The organism is Acetobacter lambici, assembly GCF_011516885.1.
GTDB lineage: Bacteria > Pseudomonadota > Alphaproteobacteria > Acetobacterales > Acetobacteraceae > Acetobacter > Acetobacter lambici.
In genome coordinates this window covers 14,477-28,037 of the sequence record NZ_WOTD01000007.1, presented here as the reverse complement: position 1 = coordinate 28,037, position 13,561 = coordinate 14,477, and the positions used below count along the sequence as shown (strand labels likewise).

At 60.0% G+C, this 13,561-nt stretch carries 14 protein-coding genes; 2 read left to right on the top strand and 12 right to left on the bottom strand.

The window, feature by feature from the left end; genetic code table 11:
• Positions 1 to 236 precede the first annotated feature (236 nt).
• The 12 genes from fliP to flgG form a co-directional block, all read right to left on the bottom strand.
• Positions 237 to 983 carry a flagellar type III secretion system pore protein FliP gene (gene fliP, locus GOB86_RS05395; protein ID WP_408737322.1) on the bottom strand — a complete coding sequence of 249 codons (747 nt, stop codon included), beginning with the start codon at positions 981 to 983 and terminating at the stop codon, positions 237 to 239.
• Positions 984 to 1,035: 52 nt separating this feature from the next.
• A complete protein-coding gene (locus tag GOB86_RS16020; RefSeq protein WP_242012515.1) occupies positions 1,036 to 1,458 on the bottom strand; it encodes a flagellar biosynthetic protein FliO in 423 nt (140 codons plus the stop codon).
• Positions 1,459 to 1,463: 5 nt separating this feature from the next.
• Positions 1,464 to 1,838, bottom strand: a complete 375-nt coding sequence (gene fliN, locus GOB86_RS05385) for a flagellar motor switch protein FliN (protein WP_165991350.1) — start codon at positions 1,836 to 1,838, stop codon at positions 1,464 to 1,466.
• Between the two features lie 16 nt (positions 1,839 to 1,854).
• The gene (locus GOB86_RS05380) at positions 1,855 to 2,616 is read right to left on the bottom strand and encodes a hypothetical protein (RefSeq protein ID WP_165991349.1); all 762 of its coding nucleotides are present in this window, start codon (positions 2,614 to 2,616) and stop codon (positions 1,855 to 1,857) included.
• The gene (fliG, locus tag GOB86_RS05375; protein WP_165991348.1) at positions 2,616 to 3,674 is read right to left on the bottom strand and encodes a flagellar motor switch protein FliG; all 1,059 of its coding nucleotides are present in this window, start codon (positions 3,672 to 3,674) and stop codon (positions 2,616 to 2,618) included. Before fliG ends, GOB86_RS05380 begins: the two co-directional genes overlap by 1 nt.
• A 3-nt stretch (positions 3,675 to 3,677) precedes the next feature.
• Positions 3,678 to 5,324, bottom strand: coding sequence for a flagellar basal-body MS-ring/collar protein FliF (gene fliF / locus GOB86_RS05370; protein ID WP_165991347.1), 1,647 nt, complete (start codon positions 5,322 to 5,324; stop codon positions 3,678 to 3,680).
• Between the two features lie 259 nt (positions 5,325 to 5,583).
• Positions 5,584 to 5,919: a hypothetical protein gene (locus GOB86_RS05365; protein ID WP_165991346.1), complete on the bottom strand. Its 336-nt coding sequence runs from the start codon at positions 5,917 to 5,919 to the stop codon at positions 5,584 to 5,586.
• Positions 5,920 to 6,102: 183 nt separating this feature from the next.
• Positions 6,103 to 6,990 carry a MotE family protein gene (locus GOB86_RS05360; RefSeq protein ID WP_165991345.1) on the bottom strand — a complete coding sequence of 296 codons (888 nt, stop codon included), beginning with the start codon at positions 6,988 to 6,990 and terminating at the stop codon, positions 6,103 to 6,105.
• A 183-nt stretch (positions 6,991 to 7,173) separates the two neighbouring features.
• On the bottom strand, positions 7,174 to 7,839 hold the full coding sequence (locus GOB86_RS05355; RefSeq protein ID WP_165991328.1) for a hypothetical protein: 666 nt from the start codon (positions 7,837 to 7,839) through the stop codon (positions 7,174 to 7,176).
• A gap of 249 nt (positions 7,840 to 8,088) precedes the next feature.
• The gene (gene flgH / locus GOB86_RS05350; protein WP_242012522.1) at positions 8,089 to 8,793 is read right to left on the bottom strand and encodes a flagellar basal body L-ring protein FlgH; all 705 of its coding nucleotides are present in this window, start codon (positions 8,791 to 8,793) and stop codon (positions 8,089 to 8,091) included.
• 54 nt (positions 8,794 to 8,847) lie between these two features.
• The gene (flgA, locus tag GOB86_RS05345) at positions 8,848 to 9,867 is read right to left on the bottom strand and encodes a flagellar basal body P-ring formation chaperone FlgA (RefSeq protein ID WP_165991343.1); all 1,020 of its coding nucleotides are present in this window, start codon (positions 9,865 to 9,867) and stop codon (positions 8,848 to 8,850) included.
• A gap of 1 nt (position 9,868) precedes the next feature.
• Positions 9,869 to 10,657, bottom strand: a complete 789-nt coding sequence (gene flgG, locus GOB86_RS05340; RefSeq protein ID WP_165991342.1) for a flagellar basal-body rod protein FlgG — start codon at positions 10,655 to 10,657, stop codon at positions 9,869 to 9,871.
• 358 nt (positions 10,658 to 11,015) lie between these two features.
• Between flgG and flgF the strand changes: the two genes are divergently transcribed.
• Both flgF and flgK read left to right on the top strand, forming a co-directional pair.
• Positions 11,016 to 11,759: a flagellar basal-body rod protein FlgF gene (gene flgF, locus GOB86_RS05335; protein ID WP_165991341.1), complete on the top strand. Its 744-nt coding sequence runs from the start codon at positions 11,016 to 11,018 to the stop codon at positions 11,757 to 11,759.
• Positions 11,760 to 11,949: 190 nt separating this feature from the next.
• On the top strand, positions 11,950 to 13,542 hold the full coding sequence (gene flgK, locus GOB86_RS05330; RefSeq protein WP_165991340.1) for a flagellar hook-associated protein FlgK: 1,593 nt from the start codon (positions 11,950 to 11,952) through the stop codon (positions 13,540 to 13,542).
• The last annotated feature ends 19 nt before the right edge of the window (positions 13,543 to 13,561 follow it).

Here is a 13,561-nt window from a genome sequence, read left to right as displayed (position 1 = left end):
AGCTTTTTCGTGGCGATGAGCAAGCCTGTAACCGCACGGCGGTTTCTAAAAACCTTGCAATATACAAGGCTCAAACGCTCTACATGCGACTATTTATTATTATCGGGTAATAAACACGGGCAGACTCCACCATACTTGATGACAAAGGCATGACAAATACCTTCCCCCGCAGCACCGCCAGAGCACCGTGGCGCGCAGGCAACCCTGTGCGCAGCCCCCACGCTCAGCCGCCACGCTCAGCCGCCAAAACTGCGGACAAGCCCCCCCGCCACCATCTGCCAACCATCGACCAGCACAAAGAAAATGAGCTTGAACGGCAAGGAAATGGTCGCCGGTGGCAACATCATCATCCCAAGGCTCATCAACACGCTGGAGGTGACAATGTCGATGACCAGAAACGGCAGGTAAAGCAGGAACCCCATCTCGAACCCACGGCTGAGTTCCCCCACCATAAAAGCGGGCATGAGCACCCGCCACGGCGTATCCGCCGGGGTAGCGGCGGGGGTTACATTGGCCAGACGCTCAAACGTGGCCAGATCGGCCGAACGCACATGTTTGAGCATGAATGTGCGAAATGGCTCCGCCGCGGCCTTGAGCCCCTCCATTTCCTCCACCTGACCATCCATCATGGGGGCAATTCCCTGATCCCACGACTGCTGGAAGGTTGGCTGCATGACAAAAAAGGTCAGGAACAGGGCAAGCCCGATCAGCACCATGTTTGGCGGCGTCCCCTGCGAGCCAATGGCCCCGCGCAGGAGAGAAAGCACAACAATAATCCGGGTAAAAGCCGTGACCATAACCAGCAGACTGGGTGCGAGGGACAGCACGGTCAGCAGAGCGGTCAGCTGGATAATGCGGCTGGTGGTCCCCGGGTCGCCCCCTTTGCCAAGGTCAAGGGCAATGGACTGGGCATGGGCCACAACCGGCAGACCCGCCAGCACACCCACGGCTACAGCACATAGCGCCAGACTCGCAAACCACACGCCACGTCTTGTAAAGGCAGGAAGTCTCAAGGCTCAGGGCTCCGCTTGGGCATCAGGCATGGGGGGCAGTCCGGGGCATGGGCTGTGCGCTGACCGGGGAATGCGCGGCAGCACCGGGTGGGGGAGAGCCGGGGGCTGGGGAAGCCACAGGGGTATCCCCCTCTTCCACCCAGCCCATAAACACGTCGGAGCTGCCCCCGGTCAGGACCAGTCCTTTTTTCTGGCCGTAGCGGATGACGCTCACGCGCCTGCGCTGGTCCACGGCCACACTCTCCATAACCGCCAGATTGGGCGTCTGCCGCCCTTTGGATAAATACGGCTCCATGAGCTTAAGCCCATAGCGGGACAGAAAAATAAGCCCGATAACTGCCGCAAACGCCACAAAGCACGTAATGACCGGCACAACAAACGCACCCGCCCCCAGCCCGGCAACAGGCTGGACGGCAATGGCGGTGGCTGTACCGGTTCCGGGCAAGGCTCTTAACCGTTGGTTGTGGAGGAGGACAGGATTTCCGTCATGGTCACGCCAATATGGTTGTCATCCACCACCACCACTTCGCCACGGGCGATCAGGCGGTTATTGGCGTAAATGTCCACGGCCTCACCCAGCTTGCGGTCCAGCTCGACCACAGCCCCGCGCCCAAGGCGCAGCAACTGGTTGACCGGCATGGTGGCCGTGCCAATAACCGCCGTGATCTTGACCGGAATATCGTAAACGGCCTCTTTCTGGGCGTCGTCCACATCCTTGCCATCGGCGGCGGGGGCAGCACCGGGAGCGGCCGTGGCGGCAGCATCCGGCGGTGCCGCACTGGTGGCAAAATCCTCAAGCCCGATATCGGTGTTGTCTGTTGTCATGGTCGTCTCCGCCTGCTTATGCCTGCCCAGTATTCTGCTGCATGCGCTGGCGCGCAAGGGCTGTTACACTGGCAACTATTTTCTCAGCCATACTTTTGCGCCACTGCACTGGATCAATGACAATGGTGTTGGCTGCTGTGGAAATCCGTATAATGCCCTGTGCGATGTCAGACACAGGTTCGACCTGCACTCCGCCTTCGCTCTGTAGGGCGGCCTGTAGGCGCTGCGCGTCGGTCGGGCTGCACTGGACCGTAACATCACCCTCGCATTCACGGGCAAAACTTGCGGCATCCGCCAGCAGGTCGCGCTGCATGCCCTGCAACACCGTGCCGTCCAGCGCTGTCAGGCTGCGTACGATCTCCACCACCGTGGCCACAAAAACCTGAGACGCCTTGGCCAGCGCCTGATCACGCCGGGCGTTTTCCGCCTTAAAGGCGTTGGTTAGCTCCGCCAGACATCCGGTGTAAAAAGCCTGTAGCTCGGCGTCTTTTTCGGCAGCACCCGCTGCATGCCCTTCCGCGTGGGCCTGCGCCTGCATGGCGGCCAGTTCGTCACGCGTAATGCTGAGCAGATTGGGGTCGGGGGGGGGGGGCTCGGGGGGGGCATCCTCCTCCGCCGGGTCTTCGGGCGGCGTGGGGTCTTCCTCTGGTGCGCCAAAATCCTCCAGATCCATCACCCGTGGGTAGGTGCGCACAGGCGCATCCGACACCCCCCCGGAGGAGGCGCCATCCGCCGCCATGCGGCATGGACCAGACCGGAAGAGTGCGCGTTCCACCATTATGGAATGATCTCGTCGTTACCGCCGTTTTCGGTCAGATCAATCTCACCCGCATTGGCCATATTTTTGATAATGGTCACAATATCGACCTGTGCGGCGTCTGCGTCTTTCACGCGCACAGGGCCAAGGGCCGAAATTTCCTCGAGCAGAATGCTGCCCGCACGTTTGGACATGCACTGCAAGAACATCTTGCGCACGGTCTCGGACGCACCTTTGAGGGCGAGGGGCAGTTTTTCGCGGTCCACCTGCGCCACAATGCGCATAAGGGCTTCGTGCGGCAGACGCTTGATATCTTCGAAGGTGAACATAAGCGCTTTCACCTTTTCCATATCGGCGTGGTTGCGCTTGTCCATGGACGCCATGAGGCGGGTTTCGGTCTTGCGATCGAAGTTGTTGAACACTTCGGCCAGCAGTTCGTAACTGTCGCGCTTGGACGAACGGCCAAGGGAGGAAATGAATTCCGAACGCAAGGTTGCCTCCACACTGTCCAGCACCTCGCGCTGCACTGTTTCCATGTGCAGCACGCGCATCATGACCTCGGTCGCATAGTCCTCGGGCAGCAGGGTCAGCACACGCGCTGCGTGGGCGGGTTGCAGGCGGCTGAGAATAACGGCGGCGGTCTGCGGGTATTCGTTGCGCAGGTAGTTGGCCAGAACCATTTCCTGCACATTGCCCAGCTTGTCCCACATGGTGCGCCCGGCCGGACCACGGATTTCTTCCATGATCTTGTCGACCTGCTCGCCCGACAGCGCCTTGCGCAGCAGTTCCTCGGTGGTTTCGTACGTGCCGACAAGCCCTTCGGACGATTCGAAGTTCTTGCTGAACTGCGCGCACACCTCCTCCACCACGGAGGCGCTGATCAGCCCCAGCCCCGCCATGGCCACGGATACGTCGCGCACCTCATCTTCCTGCAACTGCTTGAGCACCTTGGCCGCGCGCTCGCGCCCTACGGCCAGTAGCAGAACGGCAACGCGCTGTTTGCCGCTTAGGTGCCGGGTCTCATCATGCACAACGGCGGCGTCCTGCCGTGCCTCGGGGCCTACTGCGGTCTCGGACATGGCTTAGGGTCCCTTCTTCGGTTCCGGGGCGGACAGCCAGCTCCGGATAATCAGCACGGTTTCATCCAGGTTGTTTTCAAAGCGATCGGCAACCCTATCCAGCGCTTCCTGCCGCAGCTTGCCCTGAACGCCATCAATATCAACCACGTTGCCGTCCTCACCCACAGTAGCCCCAGCGGGCAGAACCTGCCCATTGGGCCCCATGACAAGGGTGCCGGATTCCGCACCTGCGAGCAGTTTTTCCTGCCCGTGCAGTTCCTTGGAAACAAGGGAGACCAGACCCGTGCGGCGCAGCATGGGACGCAGGCCAATAAACAGCGCACCCAGCACCAGCAGGATGGGAATAACCCACTCCGCCATGTAAATGAGCATTTCGCGGCTGAAGTAGTCCGTGCGGCTGCCTGCAAAGTCAAACCCGCCATCGGGCATGAAGCGCATGGAAACAACACGCACCTCGTCCCCACGGGCCTTGTCAAAACCAACGGCGGTCTGGGCGAGGGTGGTAATCCGCTCCAGCTCGGAATCATCGAGCGGGGTCCAGACTTCCTTGCCACTCTTGTCCTTGACCATGGTGCCATCGACCAGCACCGCCATGCTCACCCGTGCAACGCGGGGCCGCGACTGGTTAACAACCCGCACGCGCTTGCCAATTTCGTAATTATTGGTCTCTTCCTCGCGGTCGTTGGTCGAGCCGGTCTTGTTGTCCTGATTGGCGTTGGCGTTGGGCAGGTTGTTGCCCACCGTGGTGCTGGGGCTGGATTCGGTGTTGACGCTCTTGTCCGAACTTGTCTGCTGCGACCGCAGGACCTGCTGGTTGGGGTCGAAGCTTTCTTCGGTTTCATGCACCTCGTCGGTGTTCATGGTCACAGCGGCACGCGCGCGCACATGGCCCATACCCAGTGTGGGCACCAGCATGTCCTCCACGGCCTGAGCAAGGCGCTGCTCCTCGGCGTGGCGCTGTTTTTCCATCTGCGATTCCTGCCCGGCAAGGCTGTCCGGGTCGCCCGGTTTGACCAGCACATCGCCGCGCGTATCCACGATGGAAATATTCTGCGGGCGCAGGCCCGGCACAGCGGCGGCAACAAGGTTCTGGATCGCCTGAATCCCGTCGGGCGCCATGCTGCCAGCGCGGCCAATATCGAGCACCACACTGGCCTGCGAGGGATTGGTCTCGGTGGAAAACAGGTCGCGGTGCGGCAGAACCAGATGCACACGCACATTACGCACCCCATGCAGCAGGCGGATGGAACGTTCGAGTTCCCCCTCCATTGCGCGGGTTTCGTTGATCGACTGTTCAAACTGCGTACTGGTGAGCGTGCCGCTCTTGTCAAACAGTTCGTACCCGACCGCGCCACCACTGGGCAGGCCGTCCTTGGCAAGCAGCAGGCGCGCGCTGGCAACCTTGTCCTTGGCCACAAAAATGCGGGTGCCGTCCTGGCTGGTGGTGAAGGAGATATGCGCCTTGGCGAGGTCATCGGCCATTTCGGCCGCCTCGGTCAGGTCCAGATCGCCATAGAGCAGAGCGCTCGCGCCAGCACCGGCGTAAAAGGAAAAATAGGCCAGCGTGCCCAAAAGGGCCGCACCAGCAACACCAAGTGCGATCTGCTGGACGCGACCAAGAGCCTTGAGACTTGTGAGAAAATTCTTCATGCGGGAACGGCTACGCTGTCACGATGGAAAAATGGGAAACCACACAACTCTCCAGACGTTTCAGCATCCAAACACTCCGCGGCTCCACCAGACCATGGCCTTGCCATTGCCTTGTTATGCCCGTCAAGGCAAACCGGCTGCTGTATAGCCATAAACACATCATGGGCACGTTGTGCCATAGTAAACGAACAGCCTTGCAACACCAGACCCACTCCAGCTTGTATTGTAACCCCGGTCCGGTGCGCCAAACGAACCCCGCTTATGGATAATAGGCGTTTGTTGGCGGCGCCTTTTTGACCGACATATTCAGCCGCTGCGCGTTCTGGTCCTGCGTCAGCCCTGTTGGGCCTTCGGCCACCTCTCGCGCGACGTTAGGCATCAGATCCGGGCGGGCCCAGCAGTCCACACCGTTCCAGCTCTGTGTGCAGTACGGCTGCGGCGCAGGTGGGCGCTCGGGGGGAGCACACCAGTCCTCCCCTTCCTGAATGTAACCAGCGCTGCACTCACGCCCCGTTATTTTGCTGGCAATATGGTCGGGAGAACACCCCGCGACCGCCACAAGCAGGGCTATCATCATTCCGCGCCTGATCATCATGCCTTTTTGTTCCCGTCCTTCAAGCCCATACGCGCACCCTGCGCCCGACCTGGCTGACGTGGGTGCCAGATGCCGCCAAGCCCGGCAAGCGGGCCTATGGCTGCCAGATGACGTGTTATTTTAAGCCACTTTCCATGCAAATGCGAGACAAGAGCCAGCCTTGCGGCAAAAAACCAGACAGCCCTATGGCTGCTGTGTGGACTGCGCTCCCCCGCGTGCCCCTGCCACGGGGGCGGCCGTGCTGGGCTTGGCCCACCATGTGGCCGTACCCATGTTCTGGGCAACCCGGTCCCCGCCATCACCCCCGTCGGATGCGGCGCGGAAGCTCCTGACCCCTGCCATAAACTGCGAGATAAGGTTCACCCGCTCAGGCGACATATTGCCCATAATGGCCGAAACCTTACGGGTGTTCATTTTGCTGGCCACGGCAATAAGCACGTGAATATCCATGATGTTAAAGACCGCCGCCGCCTCCTTGGGGGGCATGTCCTCATAGATTTTGACCAGTCGGTCCGTCTCGGCGTCCATCACCTCACGGTGGGCGGCCTGCTTCTGCTCCAGTGTTGCCATGGAAGCATCCAGCGTGTTCATTTTCTGGTCCAGCACGGCGCGGGCTGCGTTCAGCACGTGTTTCTGCTGGTCCAGTTGCTGCTGTTCACCCTCAATGGTGGACTGGCGGGCCAGAATGTCCTTGACCAGATCGGCCTCGGCCTTGCTGACCTCGGGGTCCGGGTCCGGGCCAAGCCCGGCAGAGCCGGATTTGACCTGTGCGCACGAAATACCCTTGGCGCAATCATCGGCTGAAACAGCAACTTTCTTTTTGCTCCCACCCGATGTGTCACTCACATCGGGGGACATTTCCGCCGCCTCGTTGGCGTCCAGCACGGAAACCCAGCCCTCCAGCGCATCCTTGTCGCTTTTTGTCGTGCTTGCCGAATCATTGACCAAAGGCGTACTCTCGGCTGCTGCCGCACTGGCGACGGAAACCAGAGGCTGCGCACCCGTATCAGCACTATCGTCCTTCATGTGCCCGGCAATGGTGTGGATATTCATCGCCAGAAGAAGAGTCATCAGGCTTGATGAAATATGCACAAGTTTCCCGAACGACAAACGGGGTATCAGCATCACAACCTACGACATATCTTCATAATAACACTCTGGCGACCGGACATACTGGCAAAACCGGCTCCATATAAGGGTGTGCAGCCAGCCACACACCCTACCGGCGCGCCCTGCCCGGGACCAGACACGGACTTATGGCTGTGTATCGGACATGCCCAGAAGGGAGGCATGGCCATCTTCCGTATCCGCTGAGGAACGGATGACCTGATCCACATCCCCCCAGACCGAACCGTTATCCGCGCTGGCGGATTTGAAGGACTCAGCCGTGGTGGACTTGGAAGAAGAAGATGCCGGAGCCGGGGTGGGCTTGACCTCAACCTTGACCGCCTTGGCGGACGCAGGAGGTGCAGACGGCGCAAAGCTTGCAGGAGCCGGAGCAGGCGTTACAGGGGCGGCCGGTGCCGGTGCCGTGGGCGTTGCCGCCAGAGCCGCCGTGGTGATTTTGAAGTCACCCGTCAGTTCCGCACCCTGATGGATGCTGCACCCGCTCACGCCTTCAAGGAACAGCGTGCAGTTCTGAATTTTGGCTGTGCCGGTCGCAAAAAAGCGTTTGGCGCGGATAATCACATTTTCCGCCGTGCCACGGATGACCACTTCATCGGCCACCAGTTCGCCCGAGACCACACCACTTTCCAGAATATCAACAATCGGGGCCTGCAACTGGGCGCTGCGCACCGTACCACCAATGGCGATGGGGGTATCGGTCTCACACTTCAGGCTGGCAACATTCAGCCCCTGAACAAGTATGGTCTGGTTAGGCTCGGCCAGGGTGCCGAATGCGTTGTCACCGTTATTCATGCTTATCTCCCGTGGTGTTACCTGCCGACTATGCCAGCATCGCCATTCATGCGCGATCCAGTTACCGCCAGTTCCTCTGGCCGCGACGCCCCGCCCCGGCATTAATGGCCATGCAACACACAGAAAACAGGCATTGCACAACTTGTTGAATGGGGTGAATTGAACCCTTATGTCAAGTTATGCGTTAGGGAATGCCCCACCTTTTTGAAACCGTCATCACCGCGCAACATAAACATGGCTCCCCCCGCGTTAGAACGGCAGCACATTGTCCAGAATCTGCTGGCCGTACCGTGGAGTCTGCTGCTTGGTCAACTGACCACGCCCACCGTAGGAAATGCGGGCCTCCGCAATGCGGTCATGGGTCACGGTATTGTCTTCCAGAATATCCTGCGGACGCACAACACCGCTGACCATAAGCTGGCGCAACTCCCCGTTAATCCGCACTTCCTGACGGGCTACAACCACAAAGTTGCCGTTGGGCAGAACCTGCGTAATGGTGCCCGCAAGCGTAAGTGTGACCGCTTCCGTCCGGCGGATGGTGCCGGTCCCTGCATTCGCGCTCGCACTGCTCGTGTTCAGCGCATCAGACTGAGTCAGATGCGACAGCGCCTTGCCCTTGAGGCCGAACAGGCTGGGAATACCAAAATCTTCCGACCCGCTGGACGAGGCGGAGGTGTCGTTCGTGACATCCGCATTATCCGCGATCTCGACCTTGATGGTCAGCAGGTCCCCCACCTGAGATGCGCGCTGATCCTTGAAGAAGGCGCGGCTCCCCTGCCGCCACAGGCTTCCCACCTCCGTTGGCGGCGCCTGCAAAGGCGGCATGGGCATGGTAACCGGCCGGTAGTCGGGGGTTTGCGTGGGGTCGGACGTGCGGGTCATGCGCGGGGGGTGCCCCATTTCGCTCATATCCGCCAGCCCGGAGCAGGAGGCAAGGCCCAGCAATCCGACCATAAAGGCGCCAGACAGACGGTGTTGGGTCAATAAGTCTCTCCAAGTCATTGGCTACTACCGGTATGTGCCGACCTGCCCACCGGAGCGGGAGGACGAGCTAAGGCGACGCAAGGCATTACCATCCGACGGCATGGCACCCGATGTGGTGTCCACCTCCACCTCGGACGCATTGATGACCCGCCCGGTCAGAATCATTTTACTGGCAAGGTTGAGCGCATGCACATACTGACCCGTGCCCCCATCCTCCAGCGCGCGGCCCGTGGCCGACAGGCGCAGACCCGGCGAGATGTAGGAAAGCATGATGGGGTCCCCCTTGTGCATGACAATTGTCCGCCGCAGGTCCCGCTCCAGAACAGGCTCATCCACCACAACACTGTGCAGGAGGGTCATGCCCTCCACATCCGTATCACTCGTATAGGCCTTTGACCCGGTCCGCCCGGTATAGGCATCATCCACCCGCACATCTGCCGCCGAAACAACCGTCCCGGCCGAGAGCGAATGTGTGTAAACCAGCACACGCTGCGCCGCATGGACCACACCGGTCAGCAGGAACGAATCCTGCGTAATATCCCCTAGCGGGTGACTGCGGTACACGGTGGCGGAAAAGCGCCCGCTCTTCTGGTCCCAGTCCACATCAGACATCACAACCGGCTTGGCGTCGTCCGCGGCCACGGTCATGGGGTGGAAGTCCCCCAGTTCAACTGTAACCGGGCCTTCGTTCAGATCAGGCAGGCTCCGCTTGACCAGATTGATAAAAAAATCGCGGTCCAGCACGCGCCCTGCCCGTGTAATGGTGGCCTGAGCGGAGGCGGACTGGTCCATCCAGTCCACGCCGTACTGGTCGGCAATGGCAAGGAGCTGCCGCCCGCCAACCACAAAACTGTTGCCCGGCAGGGGCGCTGGCCCCAGCACACGGTCCTGCCCCGCCTCCAGATCCATGAACAGGTCCGACAGCTTGACCGAATCCGAGGTCACCGTCGTTGCCGTGCGCAGTGTGGCGGCAAGGCAGACCACGGGTGGCAACACCGCAAGAACCGCAGCCAGCAGCGGCAGTATGGCTGCCCGCAGGGACATGTTATTTCAGGTTCGTGAGCGTCTGAAGCATTTCGTCGGAAGACGTGATGACCTTACTGTTCATTTCATACGCACGCTGCGCGGTAATGAGGTCGGTAATTTCGGTCACGACGTTCACGGCCGATTCTTCCACAAAGCCCTGCCGGATATCCCCAAACCCCGTGCTCTGCGGCGTGCCCGTAATGGGATCGCCCGAGGAGGTCGTGGAGGTGAACAGGTTCTGCCCCATGGCGGCCAGACCGTTTTCGTTCTGGAAGGTTACGAGCTGAATCTGCCCGGCAACCTGCGCCGTGGTCTGGCCGGACAGGGTGTACTGCACCTGCCCGCTCTGATCGACGGTAATGTTTTCGGCGTTGTTGGGCAGCGAAATATCGGGGCTGAGCGGGTAACCATCCGCGGTCACGATCGTCCCGTCGTTGGAGAGGGAGAACGTGCCATCACGCGTGTAGGCGTATTCGCCCGATGGCAGAGTGACACGGAAGTAACCGCGCCCTTCAATGGCCATATCCAGCGCATTGCCCGTCTGCTCAAGCGTGCCCTGCTCGTTAATACGGTAAATACCAGCCGTACGCACACCAAGACCAACCTGCGCGCCAGAAGGGACAAGATCGCCCGTGTCCGAGCTCATGGTCCCCGCGCGCCGCATGTCCTGATAGATAAGATCCTGAAACTCCGCCCGACGCCGCTTGTAGCCAGTGGTCGTCATGTTGGCGATGTTGTGGGAAATTGTCTCGACGTTCGTCGTCTGGGCCTGCATGCCCGTAGCGGCGATATCAAGGGAACGCATCATAGGATGACAAGCCTCCGGGTGTGCCTTGCACCACGATCACCCCAGCAACAGCACGATGATGGGGGCATGGGCGGGAACTTACATGGCCATACGCACAGCGGGTAGCTGCCACACCATGTATTGCCAGCAACAGGTAAGACGACAGCATGGCCATTGCAAGAGGTTTTGTCTGGCTGATTCCTTACCACTTCTACATAAGCCATTTTTTGTTGTACAGGATACACATCCACTGTTGCTGTATTATGGGTAATCCAATAGCTTTATGGTACGCAAAACCATACTATAATGGTCTGTATGATTCGGGGCGCTCCACGTAAAGCCTGCCCCTTTTGCCATCATCCCGCCGGAGTGAGACGTCATGGACAACACGACCTACATCGCCTTGTCCCGCATTAATGCGCTTACGCATGACCTTGAAGTTACGTCCAACAATCTGGCCAACGCCAATACAACGGGCTTCAAATCCTCCCGCGAGCTGTTTTCGGACTATATCGTCAAGCAAAAAGACATTCACGGCATCCCCGGCGCGCGCACGGAAGCCTATACGCAGGACCGCGCCACCTATCAGGACCACGGGCAGGGCCAGCTACGCCAGACCGGCAACCCGACCGACTTTGCCATTAATGGGGAAGGGTTTTTTGCCGTACAGACCACGCAGGGCGTGCGGCTGACGCGCAACGGCCAGTTCCAGCGCCGCTCCGACGGCACCATTGTAGACATTAACGGCAACCCGATCCTTAACCGTTTCCAGCGCCCCATTGTTATCCCGCGTGAGGACGACGTTCTGTCCGTCTCCTCCGATGGCACCATTTCCACGCAGGACGGGGCCGTTGGCACCATAGACCTGATGACGGTGGACAACCTGAACACCCTCCAGCCCGAGGGCAATTACCTGCTCAAGCCCACAACCCGCACACGGGTTCTGGCCCACAAGGAAATCCGGCAGGGCATGCTGGAGAGCAGCAACGTCAACGCCATTACGGAAACCACCCGCATGGTGGAAATCCAGCGTGATTATGACCTGAACTTCCAGCTTGTGCAGACCGAATCCACCCGCCGGAGCAACGCGATCGACAAGATCACGCAGGATTCCAGCAACTAACAGCCCCATACGCATACACCGCCCACGCAGGCGGCCAAAAGGCCCACAGGCCAGACCATACCGGCGCATATTTTGCGGATTGCGTTAACCTTCTGAAAACCATTGGACCGTAAGACTTCTTTAACTGCCGCCCAATGGCTGCTATTCGTTATCAGATTTTCAAAATACGTCGGGACGGACGAGGGATACAATGGATCTAGGATCAGCTCTATCAATAGCCTCGAGCGGGCTGAACGGGATCGAATACCAGTACTCCGTCATCTCCCAGAACGTCGCCAACTCCAGCACTGCGGGTTATGCCTCCGAATCGGCCAGCGTGACCTCGGCTGTTGCGGGCAATCAGGGCACGGGCGTGCGTATTGGCCAGACCGTGGTCAATGTCAGCCCTTACCTGCAATCCTCGCTCCATACCCAGAACGCCAAGGTCTCGGCACTGACGGCCTCCTCCAACTCGCTCGCAGCCGTTGAGTCCGTTCAGGGGTCCACCTCTGCGGTTTCCGGCTCCACCGAGACCCTGTCCGACGAACTGGGTAATGTGCAGACCGCGCTGACCTCCCTGACCTCCACCCCGCAGGAAAGCTCGGCGCAGACGGCGGTCATTACCGCCGCCACATCCCTGACCGACACAATCCACACGCTGGCCTCCACCTACACGCAGCAGCGCCAGACGGCGGAGGATGGCATTGTTGCCACGGTCTCCACCATCAATCAGGACCTCACACAGATCGGCCAACTGTCCAAGCAGATCATGGGGTTGCAGGCTGTCGGCTCGGATACATCCAGCCTTGAGAACAGCCGCCTTCAGGTCATGAACGACCTGTCCACCCAGGTGGGCGTCACGTTTACCGAGACCTCCAAGGGCGACATGGTTGTCACCACCGAGGACGGCACCAAGCTGCCGACCCGCCCGGACCAGATCGGCCTGAGCGACAACACACAGACCCTGCCCAGCAATACATGGCCGCTCTCGGCCACAGATGGCGGCACGGCCAGCACCACCATTACCGACTCCATGTATTACAAGGCGGGGGACACCGACTCCGCCATTGCGGGCATTACGGTGGCGGACGGCAAGACCAGCACCTCCACCACGGACATTACGTCCCACCTGACCAGCGGCACGCTGGGTGCCAACATCACCCTGCGTGACACGACCTACCCCACCATGCAGGCGCAGCTTAATTCGTTCTCCGCCACCGTGATCAACCGCTTTACAGCGGCTGGCATGTCCCTGTTCACGGATGGCTCGGGCGACACCTCTGTCGCTGTTTCCACCACGGGATCGAACAGTTCGCTCACAAATCTGGCGAACGGCATTACCGTTAACTCCACCTATTCCGATACACCTTCCGATCTGGCGCCCAGCGGGAGTATCACCACCATCACCAACGTGCTAAGCGACACCTTTGGCACCTCCAGCGCCAATGTGAGCGGCACCACCACCCTCTCAGACGGAACCGTTGTCAGTCTGGATTCCCCGACCTCCAGTCTGGGGCCAGACGGCACGCAGACCACCGGGTATAGCGGCGCGCAGGGACTGGTCGCACTGGCCTCTTCCCTGACCTCCAATCAGGGGGCCACCATTAGCACGGCCACCACCAACCTGACTTACGCCACAGCGGTACAGACCACCATTAGCGGCAAGGTCACCAATGTTTCGGGCGTGAACGTGAATAACGAAATGGCCAAGATCGTGGCGCTGCAAAACGCCTACACGGCTAACGCCAAGATTATTTCGTCCGTTCAGACCATGTTCAGCGCTCTGCTTGACGCCATCAACTAAGCCCTGAAAGAAGGAGTTA